Raw genomic sequence first — 20,233 nt, 5'->3', positions numbered from 1 at the left:
AATCGCTTTTTTTATATCTTAATTTTGATAATTTAATCCACAAATTCCTTTAGTGTCTTAATGATTATAGATACACAATCTAACAATTGATCTTTGGTCATAACTAATGGTGGTGCAAAACGAATAATGTTACCGTGTGTTGGTTTAGCCAATAAGCCATTATCTCTTAATCTTAAACAAATATTCCAGGCTGTATCGCTATATTCATCATCATTAATCAAAATAGCATTTAAAAGTCCTTTACCCCTAACACTATTCACAATAGAACTTGTTTCAATAAACTTAGATAATTCAGTTCTAAATAATTCACCTAATTGTTGAGCATTATTAGCTAATTCTTCATCTTTAATAACTTCTAGTGCAGCCATACCAATAGCCGCTGCTACTGGATTACCACCGAAAGTACTTCCGTGATTCCCAGGTTTAATAACATTCATAATACTATCATTTGCTAATACCGCAGATACAGGATAAGCTCCACCAGATAAAGCTTTCCCTAATATTAAAATATCTGCTTTTACTTCAGGTGCACCAGAACAATGTTTGTCTGAACAACTACAATTACCACATGTAGCCAAGAGACGACCAGTTCTTGCAATACCAGTTTGTACTTCATCTGCAATAAATAATACATTATGTTTTTCACATAACGCTTTAGCTGCACTTAAATAACCTTCACTTGGCACATAAACACCAGCTTCTCCTTGGATTGGTTCAACTAAGAAACCAGCAACATTTTCATTAGTATTGAGAGCTTCTTCTAAAGCGTTTAAGTTGTCATATTCAATTTTAATAAACCCGTCTGTATATGGTCCAAAGTTTTTTCTAGCAACAGGATCATTAGAAAATGAAATAATCGTTGTTGTTCTACCATGAAAATTGTTTTCACAAACTATGATTTGTGCTTTATTTTCATCGATACCTTTAATTTCATAAGCCCATTTTCTACAAAGTTTTAATGCTGTCTCTACTGCTTCAGCACCTGTATTCATTGGTAATAATTTGTCGTAATGAAAAGTTTCGGTAGCAAACTTCTCAAATTTACCGAGCATATCATTATAAAATGCTCTTGATGTAAGCGTTAAAGTTTGTGCTTGATTAGTCATTGCTCCAACAATTTTTGGATGACAATGGCCTTGGTTAACTGCTGAGTATGCCGATAAAAAATCATAATACTTTTTACCTTCTAAATCCCAAACATACACACCTTCTCCCCTACTCAGTACCACTGGTAATGGATGGTAATTGTGTGCACCATACTTGTTTTCTAAATCAATCGCTTGTTGCGACGTTAATTGGTCTAAAACTGCCATAATAAAATAAATTTTTAAATGAATAAAATATCCATTCCTTATCTACCTTTATCCTTTCAAAAGTTTTGAAAATTCAGCGTGGGAAAGAAATCATCCCTAGAGACCTGCAAATTACTAAATAATACTGTGATTTAAAACTTAGTCAGGTATTTTACTAGAAAGTGATGATACCTGTAGCTCTAATCTCTTAATTTCTCTAATTATCGCTTTCTTATCCATTTGCATCCAAGAAAATAACTTTAACATACTCGATGCCATCAATGCCAAGGTTCCATAAATTCCCCATTTAATTAGTTCATTGGTCGTTTCAACTTTAAAAAATTGAATAGCACAATAAATAAAAAGACCAAAGAATACAACTTGAACAATGCTCATAACATAAACAATCCAGCTATTTTTTCCTTTAAAAATACCAAAGATCATCTGCCATAGGTTTTGTTCTTCTAAATCATCATAGAATTTAGCTTCTTCTTGTGTTAAGGTGTCTTTAATTAGTTTGTCTATGTCTTCCATATTAGTTTTCATAATTCTTGTTTTTGAGTATTATTTTTAATTTTTCTCTAGCATGAAACAATCTCGATTTAGCTGTTCCAACTGAAATATCTAACAAATCACTTATTTGTTTTAGACTATAAGCTTCGGTATAAAAAAGTCTAACTATAACTTTTTGATTAGCTGATAACGTGCTGACTGCTTTTAACAATTCAAGTTTTAACTGCTCATTATCAGTATATTTATTGTCATCATTTTCAATTTCAAACTCATAGCCGATAGATTGTTTTTGATTTTTGGATTTTATTCGTAACCAATCAGTGGACTTATTACAAACAATTCTATATGCCCAATATTTGAATTGTTTTGGCTCTATTAATTTTTCTAAATTATTAATAATGGTCGTCCAACTATCTTGAGCAATATCCTTAGCAACATCTTTATCCTTAACCATCCAATAGGCCTTATCACAAAATGATTTATGCCAACGTTTAACTAACAAGGTCAGCGCTCTTTTATCACCAGCCTTATAATCCTCGATTAATTTTTTATCTATGCTATGATCTATTTTCAATTAAGCATGTTTAATTTGAAATGGTTTTCTTTTATAAACTTCTCTAAGCAGTTTTACCCAAAGGTTATATCTAGTTACTTTTTTTGTTGCTAAATAATAATTTTCAACCTTATCAAAAGCATCTTCTATTAATGCATCATGCAACCAGCGAATAACAAATACCCAAAAGAAAGTAGCTTTTAATGATGATTTCGCTTCTATATGGTGACTGATTTCGGTCTTGTTATCATTAACAGCAACTATTCTTAACTGGTGCGTACCAACAAAACCTTCAGGTTTAGAAAATTGAAACTTAATATGATTGCCAGACGTAAGTTCTATAATAGTATATCGAATACGACCATGACCACCTTTACTACCAACTTGCAATCCGTCTCTAAACCGAATAGCCGGCCAATTTTCATAAGGCCAAACTAAATCATTAGAGGTAGCTAATGTTTTAAACAATTGACTCACCTCTTTCTCAGATTGATTAATTATTCGCTTATGGATATTTATGACTCGCATACTCTAAAGACGAAGCATATTTAAAAAGGTTCAATTATTTCGAAATCTTTTTAAAGATAATCTAATTTATGTCGATACTTTTATCTTCTACTATTTATAAAATTGCACCTATATTTGCACTCTAATTTTTTGTAAATGCCAAGAAGAGAACGAAACAAATTTGTAAAACGCGGACAAGTCATAGAACTTTTAATCGAAGACTATGCTTATGGCGGAAAAGGCATTGGACGAATTCGTAATGAACACGGTGAGTTTGTGGTTTTTGTTCCTAATACATTACCTGGTCAATTGGTAAAGGCACAGGTTAAAAAAAGCAGCAAAAAATATGCAGAGGCAAAACTTTTTGATGTTTTAAAATCATCAGAGGATGAAATTGAAATGCCTTATCAAGATATTCCTGGTGCTCCATATATACAGTTGCCAATTGAAAAGCAGCATATCTATAAAAAACAAAGTACACTTGAGCTATTCAAACGCATTGGCAAAGTTGCTGATATTGAAGATAAATTCGATGAATTCGTAGATTCTCCAAACACCTTTCACTATCGTAATAAGATGGAATATGGCTTTTCAGCAATTGGTTATAATAGAGAATTAAAAACAGATGTGGATGAATTTACACTTGGCTTTAAAAGGCGAGGCACTTGGTGGTGTGGAGATAACCTTAAAAAAGATTCTGGTCTGTTTGATGCCGAGTTTGAAAACAAAATCAAAGACATCAAGGCTTATTGTGAGGCTACAGAATTAGATCCTTGGCATGCACCAAAAAGAGAAGGTTTCTTTAGGTATTTTGTAGTGCGTAAATCATATAAAACAAATAAATTATTATTCAACTTAGTAACAACTTCATATGATTTACCTAAATTTGACTTAGATAAATTTGCTAATTACTTAGTTGAATTATTTGGTGACCGTGTTGCAGGTTTATTACATACTATAAATGATGAAGTTGGAGATAGAACCATTGCCACAACTGGAAGTATTAATCTCGTTTATGGTGAAGACAAAATTGTTGAAGAACTACTAGGATTAAATTTCGAAATAAGCATGAAAAGCTTTTTTCAGACCAACCCAAAATGTGCAGAGAAGCTATATTCTAAAGTCGTTGATTATGCTTTAGAAAACAAAGATGCAATAGATAATACAATAGTTTTAGATTTATTTTGTGGCACCGGAACTATTGGTCAAATCATTGCCAGTAGAGCGATAAACACAAAAATTGTAGGTGTAGATATTGTGGCTTCAGCTATTGAGGATGCTAAAGAAAATGCCAAAAGAAACAACATAAAAGGCTTAGAGTTTTACGCCGCGGATGTTGGGAAATTTTTAAACGAACATCCAGAATTCACTAATAAGATAAGAACTATTATTTTAGATCCAGCTAGAGCTGGCATTGCTCCTAAAACCCTTAAAAAAATAATAAACCTTAATGCAGACCGTTTGGTTTATGTATCTTGTAATCCTGCTACACAAGCTAGAGATACTGAGCAGTTAATGGAAGCTGGTTATGATATTAAAAAACTGAGTTTAGTGGATCAATTTCCGCATACTGCACATATTGAAACGGTAGTCCTATTCGAAAAATAGTAAATGAAAAAACTAAAATTCCTTATTCTATTTGTTACCATAGCATTGATTAGCTGCGAGCGCGATGACATTTGTGCTGAAACGACAGTAACAACTCCAAGATTACTTATTGAGTTTTATGATGTATCAAATACTGATGATTTAAAGAGTGTTCCGAGACTAACATTATATGGCGAAGATTTAGTTACAAACCCAGAAGTAAGTTCAGATGCTACTATAGCCTTCAACGAAAATGTAAATGCTGCAGATTTGCCTTTACAAATTAATACAGAAGGTACTGTCACTACGTCTCGTTTTATTGCAGAAAAAGATAGTAACTTAAGAATAGATGGCACAGGAGACTCTAATATAGACATTCTAGAAATCTCATATGTACCAGAATTTATTTATGTATCTAGAGCATGTGGATATAAAAGTATATTTACCGCCCTAACCGTAACAAGAGTCACAGATACAGATAATTGGATTAGTAATAATATTGAAATTGTAGAATCAACAGTTGAAAATGAAAACACAGTACATGTACGTATCTTCCATTAGAAGTGCTATAATTTTGCTGTTGTTTACAACAATAGCTTTTGCGCAAAACGAAAAGAAAACTGTCACAGACACCTTAGTCTTTAAACAAAAGTATGGATTACGTCTAGGTACAGATATAAGTAAACTAGCACGTACATTTTTAGATGATAATTACACAGGCTTTGAAGTTTTGGGAGATTATCGCCTTACAAAACGTATGTACTTAGCTGGTGAAATTGGAAATGAAGAACGTACTTTAGAAAACGAAGTTTTAAACAATACGTCTAAAGGAAGCTATTTTAAAGCTGGTATAGATATTAATTTCTACAAAAATTGGCTCGATATGGAGAATATGCTTTATGGTGGTTTCCGTGTAGGTGCGAGTACATTTAGTCAAACTTTAAATAATTATAAAGTTTATGATATAAATAACCAATACTGGAATAATGGGTTATTCTCAGTAGAAGAAGGTCAAGAATTTAAAGGTTTAACTGCAATTTGGGGAGAAATACAAGTAGGATTAAAAGCTGAACTTTTTAATAATTTCTTTGCTGGTATAAATGTTCAACTTAAGTTTCTTGTTTCAGAAACAAAACCTAGTGGTTATGAAAATCTCTATATTCCTGGTTTTAATAGAACTTATGATAGTGGAGCTATTGGTGGTGGTTTTGGATTTAATTTATCTTACTTAGTTCCTATCTTCAAAAAAGATAAAGTTGTACTACAAGAGAAAGAAGTGGAATAATAGCTTGTAAATACGTAATTTAGAAACTCCTCATTAAAATTCGTATCTTACTTTATCAAACTAAGCGTTATGAATAAAGAAGACATTGTAGATTTAATTGAATCCAAACACAACGAATTAATCACTTGGTTAAAAAACCAACCAGAAGATGCTTGGACACAAGGACCTGAAGGTAAATGGACATCAGGACAGCAAGCACTTCATTTATTATAAAGCATTAAACCACTCAGCAATGCCCTGAGTATGCCTAAGTTTTTATTGCGTTACAAGTTTGGGAAAGCGAACAGACCAGTCAGAAATTATGAGGCGATAGTACAACGTTACCAAGAACGTTTAGAAGATGCAAAAGGCAGAACTTTCAAAGGTTCTGAAAATATGAAAGTACCTGCTTTTAGTGAAAAAGAATATATTCTCAACAGGATACAAACAGAACAAAAGAAGCTGCAACACAAAACAAAAACCATTAGTTATAAGAATTTAGACACACTGATTTTACCTCATCCTTTAATGGGAAAAATGCCTGTGCGAGAAATTATAATGTGGACAGCACACCATGTTGAGCATCATACTGAGACTTTGAAGGCTAAATATTAAATAACCAACGTTATTGTAGAATTAATTGACTTCGATGTCATTTATTTTTCAAAAACAACTAATTCATAGATATAAACTAAATCAAATATGAAAACTTTTAAGTACTTATTTATAATTCTCTTGTTTGCAACTCCAAATTTAACTGATAGTCAAAATGAAGTTGTTATTGGTAAAATGGATAGTATTCAATCAAAAATTCTTAATGAAGAAAGAAAAATAATGGTGTATATACCACCATTAGGAGTAAAAAACTACCCAGTAATCTACTTATTAGATGGTGATGCACATTTTACCTCAGTTGTTGGTATGGTTGAGCAATTAGGTTCTAATAATATTATACCAAATTTGATGGTTGTTGCCATACCAAATACTAACAGAACTCGAGATTTGACACCAACAAAATCAGAACCTAACCCTCCAATGGCTCCACAAGGCTTAGTTGCTCAATCTGGAGGTGGAAGAGACTTCTTAAGGTTTATGGAAAAAGAATTATTCCCGCATATTGAAAAAAATTATCCAACATCTCCTTATAGAATGTTTATTGGTCATTCATTTGGAGGGTTATTAGTAATGGATGCTCTAAACAATAGACCAGATTTATTTACAAGTTATATCTCTATTGATCCTTCGATGTGTTGGGATAACAAAAAATTATTAAATGCCTTTAACGAGTCAAACCTTAAAGATGAAAAGTATAAAAACAAATCGCTTTATTTAGGTATAGCAAATACTCTTGAAGCAGGTATGGATACAACTTCCGTTAGAAAAGCCAAAGGACCAATGGTGGAACCTATTAATTCAATTTTTGAAACTAGAGATTTATTCAGAAACACTAACGAAAGTGCTGTGGATTTTAGTTATAAATATTACGAAAATGATGACCATGGTTCAGCTCCTTTAATAACTACCTATGATGGCTTAAGGTTTCTTTTTGACTTCTATAAATTTGACATTAAATTTTCAGATGTCATGACTCCTAATACAGATATAGTGGACAGAATGAAAACTCATTTCACTAAAGTAAGTAATACTTTGGGTTATGATAACAAGCCAGATGAGGGAACGATTAATGGAATGGGTTACCAACTCATGCAAATGAATAAGCATGACTTAGCAAAACAATTTTTTGAGATGAATGTAGAGTATCACCCAAAAAGCTCTAACGTTTATGATTCTCTAGGTGATTATTATTTGGCTGTAGAGAACAAGAATAAAGCAAAGGAAAATTTTATAAAAGCGCTAGCATTACAAGAAAATCCGTATTCTCGTGAAAAACTAGAAAAGCTAGAAAAAGAATAGCTACGATTTTAAATAGTCATTTACATTTGCCTCTATCCGACTCTGAATATCACTGACGTCACCTTTCACAAAAGTGTCACCTGTAATATTTTCATACAATTCAATATAACGCTCGCTAACGGTTTCAACATAATCATCACTCATAAAAGGAACTGTTTGCCCTTCTAATCCTTGAAAGTCATTAGAAATTAACCATTGACGCACAAACTCTTTAGATAATTGCTTTTGAGTTTCACCTCTATCTTGACGCTCTTGGTAACCGTCTGCATAGAAATAACGTGAAGAATCTGGTGTATGTATTTCATCAATCAGAACTATTTTACCGTCTTTAGTTTTTCCGAATTCGTATTTGGTATCTACTAAGATTAAACCACGATCTGCTGCGATTTCTGTCCCACGGTTAAATAATTTTCTAGTGTAATCTTCAAGAATAATATAATCTTCCTTAGAAACGATACCTTTTGCTAAAATGTCTTCACGAGAAATATCTTCATCGTGGTCTCCCATTTCAGCCTTAGTTGCTGGAGTTATAATCGGCTCAGGAAATTTGTCATTCTCTTTCATACCTTCTGGCATTGAAACACCACAAAGTATTCGCCTACCGGCTTTATACTCTCGTGCTGCATGACCAGACATATAGCCACGTATCACCATTTCGACTTTAAAAGGATCACATAAATGACCTACAGCTACATTAGGATCTGGTGTAGCGACCAACCAATTAGGTACTAAATCTTCAGTTTCCGTCATCATCTTTGTTGCTATCTGATTTAAGATCTGCCCTTTATAAGGAATACCCTTTGGCATTACCACATCAAAAGCACTTAAACGATCTGTTGCAATCATTACTAACTGATCATCGTTAATATTATAAACTTCTCTAACTTTTCCTTTGTAAACACTTTTTTGGTTTGGAAAGTTGAAATTGGTATCTATGATTGTGTTACTCATTTTCTAATGTAATGTCATTACGAGTCGCCTTTGCGACGCAGTAATCTGTATGTTTTTAGTTATAATTTAAAAGATTATTCATTCTCTTCTTATTGATTTTTAAGGTATTAATGAATACTACGTATTTGTCACGCTTTTCTCGCAATGACAGTAGTATTTTAATCTCGATTCTCAATGCTCTTGTATGCAGAAATAACTTTCTTAACTAATTTATGACGAATCACATCCTTATCATCGAGATAAATAATACCAATACCTTCAATATTCTTTAAAACTAAAAGCGCTTCTTTTAATCCAGAAATTGTGCGACGTGGTAAATCTACCTGACCAGGATCACCAGTTAATAAAAACTTAGCGTTTTTTCCCATACGTGTTAAGAACATCTTCATTTGTGCATGAGTTGTGTTCTGACCTTCATCTAAAATCACAAAGGCATTATCTAAGGTGCGTCCACGCATAAAGGCCAATGGAGCAATTTGAATAACACCTTTCTCAATGTAACTTTCTAATTTCTCATGAGGAATCATATCTCGCAAGGCATCATACAATGGTTGCATATAAGGATCTAATTTCTCTTTTAAATCACCTGGTAAAAACCCAAGATTCTCACCTGCTTCAACTGCAGGACGAGTTAATATAATTCGCTTTACCTCTTTACTCTTCAAAGCTTGTACAGCTAAAGCAACTCCTGTATAGGTTTTACCAGTACCAGCAGGTCCAATAGCAAACACCATATCATTTTTTCGCATACTCTCTACCAACTTTCGCTGATTTGCTGTTTGTGCTTTAATGAGTTTACCACCAACACCATGTACAAGAACTTCACCACTTCTAGCAGATGTGTTGTAATCTTCACTACTAACACTTGTTAGAACACGTTCAATCACATTTTCATCAAGTTTGTTATACTTGCCAAAATGCTTCATTAACATAGTCATTCTATGATCAAACTCTTCGAGTAATTCTTCATCACCATACGCCTTAATTTTATTACCTCTGGCAACAATTTTAAGTTTTGGAAAGTATTTTTTCAGAAGTTCAATATTGGCATTTTGTGCACCGAAGAATTCTTTTGGTGTAATTTCTTCGAGTTCTAGAATAAGTTCGTTCAAAAGGCTACTAAATTTAGTGTGTTAATCTGTTTTCTTTTCTTAGTTTTGTATACTTACAAAGCTAGCAATTTTACTTTCAAAAATTTCAAAAAAATATCAACAATCAATCCATGGCAATAATCACTTTAACGACTGATTTTGGTGAAAAAGATCACTTTGCTGGTGCTATAAAAGGTGCGATTTACAGTGAATTATCTGATATTAGAATTGTGGATGTATCACATTCTATATCTCCATTTGATATTTCTGAAGCAGCATATATTATTTTAAACGCTTATAGTAGTTTCCCAAAAGGAACGATTCATATCATAGGAATTGATTCTGAGTTAAGCCCTGAAAATAAGCATATTGCGATTAAACTGGATGACCATTACTTTATATGCGCTAATAATGGTATTATGAGTATGATTTGTTCTGAAATTGCACCAGAAAAAATTGTAGAAATTAATATTCATGATAAAATTGAAACGAGTTTTCCTGTTTTAGATGTCTTTGTGAAAGTAGCTTGCCATATTGCAAGAGGTGGTACATTAGAAATAATAGGAAAAGTTATTAACACTATCAAACCAATTAAAAATTTAATTCCGTTTGTAAATGATGAAAAAAATCAAATAATTGGTTCTGTAATTTACGTTGATAATTATGGAAATGTGATCACAAATATTACACGTAAATTTTTTGAGGATATTCAAAAAACAAGAGGGTATGAAATTTCAGCTCGAAATCATAAATTTAAAACCGTACATAGCAAGTACAGCGATATTGTAAATTTTGAAATTGAAGAATCTAAACGTAATGATGAAGGAAGAGGGTTAGTTGTTTTCAATTCTTCAGGCTATTTAGAAATTGCAGTTTATAAGAGTAATAGTAGCACTGTTGGTAGTGCCTCGACTTTAATGGGTTTAAAAACTATGGATACTGTAACCGTAAATTTCTCTAAAACCTAAGCTATTGTTAGTAAGAATTGTAAAAATGAGCTTTGAACCGTCTAAGATTCAAGAATTCTTAGCTAATTTTGGAACCGTTAAAACTAAGATTCGCAATTTTAATGGTTGCAACTTTTTAGAATTATACCGAGACCAGAACAATACCAATATCTTTTTTACTTATAGTTATTGGGATTCTGAAGTAGATTTAAATAATTATAGGCATTCAGACTTATTTAAAGGTGTTTGGGCTAATACAAAACCTTTATTTAACGCAAAACCTGAAGCTTGGAGTGTAAACAAACTACATAGTTTAAAGTAAAAGACCAATGTTAGCAATACTTAAAAAAGAAATAAACACCTTCTTCGCCTCACCAATAGGTTATTTAGTTATTGGCGTTTTTTTATTACTTAACGGTTTGTTTCTTTGGGTTTTTAAAGGGGAGTTCAACCTTTTAGATAATGGCCTAGCTAGTTTATCATCTTTCTTCCTTTTAGCTCCTTGGATTCTTATTTTTTTAGTGCCGGCAGTTACAATGCGAAGTTTTAGTGATGAAAAAAAGCAAGGGACTTTAGAATTATTGGTGACCAAGCCTATTTATCATTTTCAGATTGTTTTAGGAAAATATTTTGGTGCTCTAGCCTTAATACTTATAGCATTAATCCCAACATTACTTTATGTTTATAGTATCTCACAACTAGGAAACCCAGAAGGAAATATAGATTTGGGAAGTACCATTGGTTCTTATTTTGGGTTACTCTTTTTAATAGCGGCATATACTGCTATTGGTTTGTTTGCCTCTACCCTCTCAGATAATCAGATCGTCGCTTTTATAATTGCAGTCTTTATTTGTTTCTTTATTTATTTTGGTTTTGAAGGGCTTTCAAACTATAATTTATTAGGTGATTTAGTATATATGGAAAACCTAGGTATGTCGGCACATTATAATAGCATGAGTCGTGGAGTGATTGACACAAGAGATTTAGTCTATTTTATAAGTATAGCTCTGGCCTTTTTAATATTTACAAAATTTAGAATTCAAAAACATTAATAATGATTATAACGCCTTTTTTAGTCATTTTTATGATCGTAGTTTTTATACTACTATTCTTGTTTATGAATACAGTTGATAAGCGTAAATGGTTATCAGCTATAATCAGTTTGGTTCTTACTCCATTTGTCTATTTCTATATGTTTTACCCGTTTGTAAATATTATAAGTAATTACCACCATTTAAAATATTTTAATAGTGAAGCATGGATTGAAAAACCAAGTTTACGCTATGAAATGATCGATAATACTATTGAATCTGATACCTTAATTGGCTTTTCAAAATCAGAAATAGAATTAGCTTTAGGAAAACACGAATGGTTAACATGGAATGATGTAACAAAAGCACAAGACATTAATAAATGGAATTATGCTTTGGGTATTGAACCTGGCGCTTTTAATGACAAAAAAGAATGTGTAGAAATTACATTTCAGCAAAATAAAGTCAGTGTTATAAAACCATATCAAGAAGAAATTACGTTCGAAAATGAAAAAGAATAAAACGCTTATATCAATTATAACTGTTATTGTTGGGTTACTTCTTGTAAATTTTATTGCGAGTAAGTTTTATCAGCGCTTCGATTTAACTAAAGATAATCGTTATACATTATCTAATGCTTCAAAAGCATTAGTAAGCGATTTAGATTCTCCGTTGATAATTGATGTATTTCTAGAAGGTAATTTTCCTTCTGAATTTAGATTACTTCAAACTGAAACAAAACAAATCATTGAAGAGTTTCAACTTGAAACTAATCAAATATTCATTAACTATATCAATCCTATAGAAGATGAAACAACTCGCGAGAGAAATATTGATGAGCTTACTAAATCTGGACTAGAACCATATATTAACACAGATAATAGCACTGGAAAAGTTACAAAAGAGATTATTTTCCCCTGGGCTTTTGCAAGTTATAAAGATGAGATAGTTAAAATTCCTTTATTAAAAAGAAGTATTACACAAGGTTTACAAGAACAAGTTAATAACTCTGTGCAATCCTTAGAATATGCATTTTCAGATGGTTTTAGTCAATTAGTTAATCCTAAGTCTAAGACTATAGCAATTTTAAAAGGCAATGGTGAATTAGATGATGTATACCTTGCAGATTTTCTAAAAACAATGCAACAATATTATAGAGTTGCTCCTTTTACATTAGATAGTGTCGCATCTAATCCTCAAAAAACATTAAATGATTTAAAGCAATACGATTTAATTGTTGCAGCAAAACCTAGTGAAGCCTTTACAGAAAATGAAAAATTAGTTTTAGATCAATACTCTATGCATGGTGGTAAAAGTTTATGGCTAACAGAATCTGTTATTATGGATGAGGATAGCCTGCACAATGCTACAGGAACAGGAGTTTCCATTATGCGCGACTTGAAACTGAATGATTTTTTCTTTAAATATGGTATTAGAATAAACCCAAGTTTAGTAAAAGATTTGTACTCTGCACCAATTATGTTAGCAATTGGTGAAGGTAGTCAAGCCCAATTACAACCTTTGCAATGGCAGTATTCTCCGCTTGCAGCATCGAATCCTAATCACTCAATTACTAAAAACTTAAACTTAGTGAGATTTGATTTTGCAAGCCCAATTGACACTTTAAAAAATGGTATAGAAAAATCTATACTCTTACAAAGTTCTCCGCGTTCTAAACTCGAAGGTGTACCAAAAAGTATTTCATTAGCTAACGTTATGGAAACACCAGATGAAACCACTTATAATTTAGGGCCGCAGAATCTTGCCGTATTATTAGAAGGGGAATTTACTTCTGTATACGACAAGCGTGTATTACCTTTTGAAGTGAAAGATTTTAAATCTAAGAGTACCGAAACGAAAATGGTTGTAATCTCTGATGGTGATGTAATTAAAAATAAAGTTGTTAGAAATAGACCTCAAGAATTAGGTTTTGATCAACTCACAGGAAAAGCTTTTGGAAATAAAGAATTTCTCATCAATACTATCAATTACCTTTTGGACGATACAGGACTTATAAACATTAGAGCTAAAGAAATTAGTATTGCTTTTTTAGATTCAGAAAAAATAAAAGATAGCAATGGTAAATGGCAATTGATTAATATTGTTTTACCACTGGCTCTACTTGGTCTTTTCGGTTTTGCGTTTAACTACTTTAGAAAGAAAAAATACACCTAACATTTGTTAATAAGTTTGTTTTATAAAACCCTTTGATTAGGATATATTTGTAAGACAAATTCAAAGTTAAAAACACATATATTACATATGAAACATCTAACCTTTCAGGTTGGATTTTATCTTAAGATGTTCCATGTGACAATAGAAAACAAATAAAATACAACACATGAAATTTATTGTTTCAAGCACTTATTTATTAAAACAACTTCAAGTACTAGGGGGTGTTATTAATAATAGTAATACGTTACCAATTTTAGATAATTTCTTATTTGAGCTAAGTCAATCTAAACTGACTATTTCAGCTAGTGACTTAGAAACAACTATGTCTTCTACAATTGACGTAGAAAGTGATTCTGAAGGTAGTATTGCATTACCAGCACGTCTATTATTAGATACTTTAAAGACATTTCCTGAACAGCCATTAACATTTGTTGTTGAAGAAAATAACACGGTTGAGATTAGTTCTAATCATGGTAAATATGCTTTAGCTTATGCAGATGGAGCTGAGTTTCCAAATGCTGTTTCTATTGAAGATGCTAGTACAACAAACATTAAAGGTGATATCTTAGCAACTGCGATTAGTAAAACTATTTTTGCTGCTGGCAACGATGATTTAAGACCTGTAATGAGCGGAGTATTCTTTCAATTTTCTCAAGACAATTTAACTTTTGTTGCTACTGATGCTCACAAATTAGTTAAATATACAAGAGACGATGTTAGTGCTACTGAAACAGCTGAATTCATTATGCCAAAGAAACCTTTAAATCTTTTAAAAGGAATCTTAGCAGGAAGTGATGATGATGTATTAGTAGAATACAATGAATCTAATGCAAAGTTTACTTTTGAAAACTCTGTTTTAATTTGCCGTTTAATTGACGGTAAGTATCCAAATTACGAAGCGGTAATTCCTAAAGAAAATCCAAATAAATTGGTTATAGACAGAACTCAGTTTTTAAACTCTGTGCGTCGTGTTAGTATTTTCTCTAATAAAACAACTCATCAAATTCGTTTAAAAATTGCTGGAGCAGAATTAAACATATCTGCAGAAGATATAGATTACAGTAATAAGGCTGAAGAACGATTAACATGTGATTACCAAGGTGATGATATGCAAATCGGTTTTAACTCACGTTTCTTAACAGAAATGATTAATAACTTAAGTTCTGATAATGTTCAATTAGAAATGAGTTTGCCGAACAGAGCAGGTATTTTAACACCAATTGACGGTTTAGATGAAGGCGAACAAGTTACAATGCTTGTTATGCCAGTAATGCTTAACAACTAAAATAATTTAGACTCAATAATAAAAAAAGGCTCATCAAATGATGAGCCTTTTTAATTCCATTTCTTTAATACTAACTAACAAAATTAAGAGATAATGGATAGCTAGGTAATTCACCATTACTAGCTTTTATGGCGTTTATAATTGGCATTACAAATGCCATGATTCCGATTAATATTAAGGTTAAAAATCCAATTCCTATAAGCATTAAAGGAATACTCAAAATAAAATAGACTATAATACTTAACTGAAAATTTAATATCGCTTTACCATGAGCATCCATTTGGTCTACACGATCTTTTTGTGTCGCCCAAATTACTAATGGCACAATTAAACCACCAAAACCTGTAATGTAAGTCAGTAATTGCGCTAAATGTGTAATAACTAACAATTGATTGTCCGTACGTTTAAGTGTGTGATAATTTGATTCCATGAATATTTGTTTTACAACTATATGACGTGGAGAATTTAAATATGTTACAAAAAAAGAGCACAAATTTTGTGCTCTTTTTTACTATATAATAATTATTGTGCATGTAGTCCCATACTAAAACATACCGCCTATAAAAAAGAAGTACGATTATTGCACAGTCAAATCTACACAACTTAATATTTCTAAAAAATATCCTATATCAATAAAAACATTTTTTAAATACTGATTTTCAAACATTTACATGTCAAAAAAAGTCTGCTTTTGTAACACATTTTTGATAAACACTACTTCCCAATACAAAAGTTAGCAAAAATATTACCCAAAAGATCATCATTAGTAATCTCTCCTGTAATTTCACCAAAGTGATATAATGCCTGTCTAATATCTATCGCCAATAAGTCTCCGGATAAACCAGTTTCTAATCCATGTTGTACTTTTTGAATTTCTTCAAATGCTTTTAAAAGCGCATCATAATGACGCGAGTTAGTGACAATCGTTTCATTATTTCTAAGCGCACCAGTATTTATAAGATTAAGTAATGAATCTGTTAATTGCTCCACACCAAAACCTGTCTTAGCAGATAATAACTGAATATTATCGATTTCTGTGCTCAATTTTGCTAATTGTATATCTTCTAGCTGATCAATCTTATTTGCAATAATTAATAATGGCTTTTGTGGATGCTTATTTTTAATCTTTTCAATTTCTAGTTTAACAGTTTCTAAGTTGTTGATACTCGACTTACTATCAAATAAATAAATTACCACTTGAGATTGTTCGATTTTTTCAAAGGTCTTTTTAATTCCAATACTTTCTACAACATCTTCAGTATCTCTAATACCAGCTGTATCTATAAACCGAAATCCTATTCCTCCTATTGAAATTTCGTCTTCGATAGTGTCTCTTGTTGTTCCTGCAATTTCAGACACTATAGCTCTATCCTCATTTAATAAGGCATTTAAAAGTGTTGATTTTCCAACATTAGGCTCACCAACAATAGCCACAGGAATTCCGTTTTTAATTACATTACCAACAGCAAAAGAATCTATTAATCGCTTTAGAACAAAATTGATGCGTTCTATCAATTCTTTAAATTGTGTTCTATCTGCAAACTCAACATCTTCTTCTGCAAAATCGAGTTCTAACTCTATTAAGGATGCAAAATTTAAGAGTTCTTCACGTAGTTTGGCTATTTCAGATGAAAACCCTCCACGCATTTGTTGGATAGCGATTTGATGCGATGCTTCGTTATCACTAGAAATTAAGTCCGCCACAGCTTCAGCCTGACTCAAATCTAACTTACCATTTAAAAAAGCACGTAAGGTAAATTCCCCTGCTGTAGCCATTCGGCATCCTTGTCGCAAAAACAACTGAATAATTTCTTGCTGAATATATGATGATCCATGACAAGAAATCTCAACAACATTTTCACCTGTATAAGAATTCGGATTTTTAAAAATTGAAATTAAAACCTCGTCAATTGTTCTGGTTTGGTCAATAATATGACCTAAATGAATTGTATGCGTAGATTGTTGACTTAATACTTTATTTGAGACCGACTTGAAATTTCGTGAGGCAATTTCTATCGCAGCATTACCAGATAATCTTATAATAGCAATTGCTCCACTTCCAGAAGGAGTTGCTAAAGCTACAATAGTATCATCATGCATAATTAAGTACTTTGATGCAAAAGTATTGTAAAATATATAATTGTTATAAATACAAGACCTACTATTTTAAGATTTAATTCACATCGCGTCTTCATTTTTTTTCAGCATTGTTTATATATTTGTAGGGCTATAAATAGAATCAAAATGAAAAGAATATTTACAATTATTATTGTTGGCTTGTTAATAGTGAGCTGCAAGAAAGAAAATAGAACAGACTTTGTAATCAATGGAACTGCACCAGGTGTTTACAATGGTGTGCGTATTTATTTAAAGTATATAGATGAAAAGGGTAAAGAAATTGTAAGCGATACTGCTATAGTTTTTGACGAAAAGTTTAATATGGACGGAAAAGTCGAAGAGCCAACAATGCATTTTATTTCTGTAAATAGTGTTGATGGTAATGCTATGTTAATGCTAGAGAATAGTGAAATAGACATAGAAATCAATAAACAAAACCTAATGGAATCTAAGGTAACTGGATCTGAAAGTAACGAGGGTTTTATTGCTTTTCAAGATGGTATGAATAAAATTAGAGAAGAAGGACAAGGAGTCATGACTGCCTACAGACAGTTAAAACTACCCGAAGAAGCTGCTAAAAAGGATTCCCTTACCAAGGAAATAGAAAAACTTGGATTACGTCTTACAGGCCACCCATTGAATTTTATTTTAGAAAATAACGATAGTTATTTTAGTCTTAACTTAATTGGATTAGAAGCGAACAAACCTAAACTTGATGTACCAGGTTTTATGAAAGCTTTTGAAAATCTAACACCTAGATTAAAAGAAACGAAAAAAGGTAAAGAAGTTAAAAAGAGATTAGATGAACTCTTTGTAGAATATGAAAAAATAGCGCACTTAGAAATTGGTAAAGTTGCTCCCAATTTTGAAGCACCAAAACCAGATGGTACTTTAGTTAGTTTAAATGATCTTAAAGGTAAAGTAACAATAATTGATTTTTGGGCAGCTTGGTGTGGACCATGTAGAAGAGAAAATCCTAATGTGGTTAGAATATATGAGAAATACCATGATCAAGGTTTAGAAATTATTGGAATCTCTTTAGATGGTGAACGCAGACAACAAGACCCAAAGAAAGCATGGTTAGATGCGATTGCTAACGATAAATTAACATGGACTCAGTTATCACATTTAAAATATTTTGATGATCCTGTAGCTAAATTATATAATATCAGTGCTATTCCTGCAACATTTATATTAGATAAAGATGGTAAGATTGCTTATAAAAACCTTAGAGGAAAAGCATTGGAGTTAAAAGTAGAAGAGCTTTTAGCTCAGTAAATCATTTATTCTTATTGAGTTTCCCAGTTTTATAAAGTACAAATAACGCAACGATTGGGATTGCTAAAAGGCCTATATGGCCTAAATCTGTTTTAAATAAACTGGGCATGAGTAGTAATGTAACTACATAACCACCTACAGCTCCACCGAAATGAGCATCGTGTCCAATATTACCTATTCTGTTTTTCATACCATATATGGAATACGCTAAGTAGCCTATCCCGAAAATATAACCAGGAATTGGAATAGGTACAAAGAACATATATAAACTCATATCTGGACGCAATAGGATTGCAGCATACAGAATGCCAGTTACTGCTCCACTTGCACCTACAGCACTGTACCAATATTCTTCTTTATGAAAATATAGAGATAGTAAATTTCCAAAAACTAAGCTCGCTAAATAAATAATTACAAAATTTATTTCCCCAAGTTCAATAATTACAGCATCAGCAAAGAAATAAAGCGTCAACATATTAAATAATAAATGTTGAGTATCTACATGTAAGAAACCAGAACTAAACATTCTTATTTGTTCTCCACGTCTAATATTACCAATATTGAACTTATATTTTTCAAAAAACAAACGATCATCAAATCCTTTCATAGAAAAGATAACATTCGCAGCAATAATAGCAATAGTAACTAAACTTAAATTGTACATAAACTGTAATCTTATAAATCAAATATAACATATATTTGCCCTTAATTGCTAACATATTTTAATGCAACTTATTGCTTACATTTTAATTTATCCAGTACTGTGGCTTGTTTCTATTTTGCCCTTTAAATTGCTTTATGGAATTTCTGATATACTCTGCTTTTTTTTATACAGCGTTTTTGGATATAGAAAATCAACTGTAAAAGAAAATTTAAGATTAGTTTTTCCTGATAAATCCGAAAAAGAAATTTCTAAAATCACTGGTCAATTTTATCATCACTTATGCGATATGATGTTAGAATCTATTAAATCGATGACTATTTCAGAAGCTGAATTAAAGAAACGTTACACATTTTCTAACATAGAATTAATAAAAAATCTCGAAAGCAAAGAAAGAAGCATCATTTTAATGTGTGCTCATTATGGGAGTTGGGAATGGATATTCATTTTACAAAAATATATTAATCTCAAGGGCTACGCTGTATACAAACGTTTAACAAATAAATATTTTGATAAACTAATCAGACGTATTAGAGCTAGACATGACACCTATCTAATTACAACAAAAGAAACATTAAGTGTACTTAATTCCTCAAAAAAGAAAGGTGAATTAACTATCAATGGATTTGTATCTGATCAATCACCAAAAGCAACCAAGGCCTTTCATTGGAATGAATTCATGGGGATAAAAGTACCGATGTATACAGGTGCTGAAATGTTAGCAAAAAAATTAGATATGGCGGTTGTTTTCTTTAGTGTAAAGCGTCTAAAACGCGGCTATTATGAAACTACTTTTAAAACTATTTGTGAACATCCCAAAGATTATAAGGATTATGAAATTACGGATATCTTCTTTAAGCTTGTAGAAAAACAAATTATAGAAGCACCTCAATATTATCTTTGGACACATAAACGCTGGAAACATCGAGATAAGGTTCCGACAGAATTTCAATAAATACTAAAATTTATTTTTATCTCTCACAACTCTATAATAAGACAGAAAAAAAACTTTCGATGCGAGCAAGCAGCATAGTTGTAAGAGACCTATTTTATAACGAAAATTATT

General features: G+C 31.6%; 23 protein-coding genes. 14 read left to right on the top strand and 9 right to left on the bottom strand.

Going from position 1 to position 20,233, the window contains the following annotated elements:
• Nucleotides 1-32: 32 nt before the first annotated feature.
• The 4 genes from rocD to WPG_RS13960 form a co-directional block, all read right to left on the bottom strand.
• Nucleotides 33-1,313 carry an ornithine--oxo-acid transaminase gene (rocD, locus tag WPG_RS13975; RefSeq protein WP_045473803.1) on the bottom strand — a complete coding sequence of 427 codons (1,281 nt, stop codon included), beginning with the start codon at nucleotides 1,311-1,313 and terminating at the stop codon, nucleotides 33-35.
• A 138-nt stretch (nucleotides 1,314-1,451) separates the two neighbouring features.
• Nucleotides 1,452-1,838 (bottom strand): DUF6768 family protein, encoded by a 387-nt coding sequence (locus WPG_RS13970; protein ID WP_045473801.1) that lies wholly within the window; start codon nucleotides 1,836-1,838, stop codon nucleotides 1,452-1,454.
• On the bottom strand, nucleotides 1,828-2,379 hold the full coding sequence (locus tag WPG_RS13965; RefSeq protein WP_045473795.1) for an RNA polymerase sigma factor: 552 nt from the start codon (nucleotides 2,377-2,379) through the stop codon (nucleotides 1,828-1,830). The genes WPG_RS13970 and WPG_RS13965 overlap by 11 nt, the downstream gene beginning before the upstream one ends.
• Nucleotides 2,380-2,886: a hypothetical protein gene (locus WPG_RS13960; RefSeq protein WP_045473793.1), complete on the bottom strand. Its 507-nt coding sequence runs from the start codon at nucleotides 2,884-2,886 to the stop codon at nucleotides 2,380-2,382.
• Between the two features lie 135 nt (nucleotides 2,887-3,021).
• Between WPG_RS13960 and rlmD the strand changes: the two genes are divergently transcribed.
• The 6 genes from rlmD to WPG_RS13935 all read left to right on the top strand — a co-directional run bounded on the left by rlmD (nucleotide 3,022) and on the right by WPG_RS13935 (nucleotide 7,630).
• Complete coding sequence (gene rlmD, locus WPG_RS13955) at nucleotides 3,022-4,473, top strand: 23S rRNA (uracil(1939)-C(5))-methyltransferase RlmD (RefSeq protein ID WP_045473791.1); 1,452 nt, start codon at nucleotides 3,022-3,024, stop codon at nucleotides 4,471-4,473.
• Between the two features lie 3 nt (nucleotides 4,474-4,476).
• Nucleotides 4,477-5,013 carry a DUF6452 family protein gene (locus tag WPG_RS13950; RefSeq protein ID WP_144374482.1) on the top strand — a complete coding sequence of 179 codons (537 nt, stop codon included), beginning with the start codon at nucleotides 4,477-4,479 and terminating at the stop codon, nucleotides 5,011-5,013.
• Nucleotides 4,994-5,737 carry a DUF6048 family protein gene (locus WPG_RS13945; RefSeq protein WP_045473789.1) on the top strand — a complete coding sequence of 248 codons (744 nt, stop codon included), beginning with the start codon at nucleotides 4,994-4,996 and terminating at the stop codon, nucleotides 5,735-5,737. Before WPG_RS13950 ends, WPG_RS13945 begins: the two co-directional genes overlap by 20 nt.
• Before the next feature lie 69 nt (nucleotides 5,738-5,806).
• Nucleotides 5,807-5,950: a hypothetical protein gene (locus WPG_RS18685; protein WP_231850197.1), complete on the top strand. Its 144-nt coding sequence runs from the start codon at nucleotides 5,807-5,809 to the stop codon at nucleotides 5,948-5,950.
• A gap of 30 nt (nucleotides 5,951-5,980) precedes the next feature.
• Nucleotides 5,981-6,331 (top strand): DinB family protein, encoded by a 351-nt coding sequence (locus WPG_RS13940; protein ID WP_231850196.1) that lies wholly within the window; start codon nucleotides 5,981-5,983, stop codon nucleotides 6,329-6,331.
• An 87-nt stretch (nucleotides 6,332-6,418) separates the two neighbouring features.
• Entirely contained in the window at nucleotides 6,419-7,630 is a 1,212-nt protein-coding gene (locus WPG_RS13935; RefSeq protein WP_045473788.1) for an alpha/beta hydrolase-fold protein, read from the top strand.
• Here the strand turns inward: WPG_RS13935 and WPG_RS13930 are convergent, their stop codons facing one another.
• Both WPG_RS13930 and WPG_RS13925 read right to left on the bottom strand, forming a co-directional pair.
• Nucleotides 7,631-8,581, bottom strand: a complete 951-nt coding sequence (locus tag WPG_RS13930) for a phosphoribosylaminoimidazolesuccinocarboxamide synthase (RefSeq protein WP_045473787.1) — start codon at nucleotides 8,579-8,581, stop codon at nucleotides 7,631-7,633.
• A 158-nt stretch (nucleotides 8,582-8,739) separates the two neighbouring features.
• Nucleotides 8,740-9,693: a PhoH family protein gene (locus WPG_RS13925; RefSeq protein WP_045473786.1), complete on the bottom strand. Its 954-nt coding sequence runs from the start codon at nucleotides 9,691-9,693 to the stop codon at nucleotides 8,740-8,742.
• A 110-nt stretch (nucleotides 9,694-9,803) separates the two neighbouring features.
• Here WPG_RS13925 and WPG_RS13920 point away from each other — a divergent pair, with 110 nt between their 5' ends.
• From WPG_RS13920 to dnaN, 6 genes are all read left to right on the top strand, one after another.
• A complete protein-coding gene (locus tag WPG_RS13920) occupies nucleotides 9,804-10,640 on the top strand; it encodes an S-adenosyl-l-methionine hydroxide adenosyltransferase family protein (protein ID WP_045473784.1) in 837 nt (278 codons plus the stop codon).
• 4 nt (nucleotides 10,641-10,644) lie between these two features.
• The gene (locus tag WPG_RS13915) at nucleotides 10,645-10,941 is read left to right on the top strand and encodes a putative quinol monooxygenase (RefSeq protein WP_045473782.1); all 297 of its coding nucleotides are present in this window, start codon (nucleotides 10,645-10,647) and stop codon (nucleotides 10,939-10,941) included.
• Between the two features lie 7 nt (nucleotides 10,942-10,948).
• Nucleotides 10,949-11,671, top strand: a complete 723-nt coding sequence (gldF, locus tag WPG_RS13910) for a gliding motility-associated ABC transporter permease subunit GldF (protein WP_045473780.1) — start codon at nucleotides 10,949-10,951, stop codon at nucleotides 11,669-11,671.
• A 2-nt stretch (nucleotides 11,672-11,673) separates the two neighbouring features.
• Nucleotides 11,674-12,171: a hypothetical protein gene (locus tag WPG_RS13905; RefSeq protein ID WP_045473778.1), complete on the top strand. Its 498-nt coding sequence runs from the start codon at nucleotides 11,674-11,676 to the stop codon at nucleotides 12,169-12,171.
• A complete protein-coding gene (gldG, locus tag WPG_RS13900; RefSeq protein WP_045473777.1) occupies nucleotides 12,158-13,825 on the top strand; it encodes a gliding motility-associated ABC transporter substrate-binding protein GldG in 1,668 nt (555 codons plus the stop codon). Before WPG_RS13905 ends, gldG begins: the two co-directional genes overlap by 14 nt.
• A gap of 166 nt (nucleotides 13,826-13,991) precedes the next feature.
• Nucleotides 13,992-15,110, top strand: a complete 1,119-nt coding sequence (dnaN, locus tag WPG_RS13895; RefSeq protein WP_045473775.1) for a DNA polymerase III subunit beta — start codon at nucleotides 13,992-13,994, stop codon at nucleotides 15,108-15,110.
• Nucleotides 15,111-15,180: 70 nt separating this feature from the next.
• Here dnaN and WPG_RS13890 read toward each other — a convergent pair whose 3' ends face one another.
• Nucleotides 15,181-15,540 (bottom strand): DUF4870 domain-containing protein, encoded by a 360-nt coding sequence (locus WPG_RS13890; RefSeq protein ID WP_045473773.1) that lies wholly within the window; start codon nucleotides 15,538-15,540, stop codon nucleotides 15,181-15,183.
• A gap of 284 nt (nucleotides 15,541-15,824) precedes the next feature.
• Nucleotides 15,825-17,213 (bottom strand): tRNA uridine-5-carboxymethylaminomethyl(34) synthesis GTPase MnmE, encoded by a 1,389-nt coding sequence (gene mnmE / locus WPG_RS13885; RefSeq protein ID WP_045473771.1) that lies wholly within the window; start codon nucleotides 17,211-17,213, stop codon nucleotides 15,825-15,827.
• 141 nt (nucleotides 17,214-17,354) lie between these two features.
• On the opposite strand from mnmE, the gene WPG_RS13880 reads away from it, so the two are divergent.
• A complete protein-coding gene (locus tag WPG_RS13880; RefSeq protein WP_045473770.1) occupies nucleotides 17,355-18,506 on the top strand; it encodes a TlpA disulfide reductase family protein in 1,152 nt (383 codons plus the stop codon).
• A gap of 1 nt (nucleotide 18,507) precedes the next feature.
• On the opposite strand, the gene WPG_RS13875 is transcribed toward WPG_RS13880, so the two are convergent.
• Nucleotides 18,508-19,170, bottom strand: coding sequence for a rhomboid family intramembrane serine protease (locus WPG_RS13875; protein ID WP_045473769.1), 663 nt, complete (start codon nucleotides 19,168-19,170; stop codon nucleotides 18,508-18,510).
• A 61-nt stretch (nucleotides 19,171-19,231) separates the two neighbouring features.
• Between WPG_RS13875 and WPG_RS13870 the strand changes: the two genes are divergently transcribed.
• A complete protein-coding gene (locus WPG_RS13870; RefSeq protein ID WP_045473767.1) occupies nucleotides 19,232-20,122 on the top strand; it encodes a lysophospholipid acyltransferase family protein in 891 nt (296 codons plus the stop codon).
• The last annotated feature ends 111 nt before the right edge of the window (nucleotides 20,123-20,233 follow it).

This window comes from Winogradskyella sp. PG-2 (assembly GCF_000828715.1).
Taxonomy (GTDB): domain Bacteria; phylum Bacteroidota; class Bacteroidia; order Flavobacteriales; family Flavobacteriaceae; genus Winogradskyella.
The sequence above is the reverse complement of the archived record's forward strand: the minus strand, read 5'-3'. Positions and strand labels throughout refer to the sequence as shown.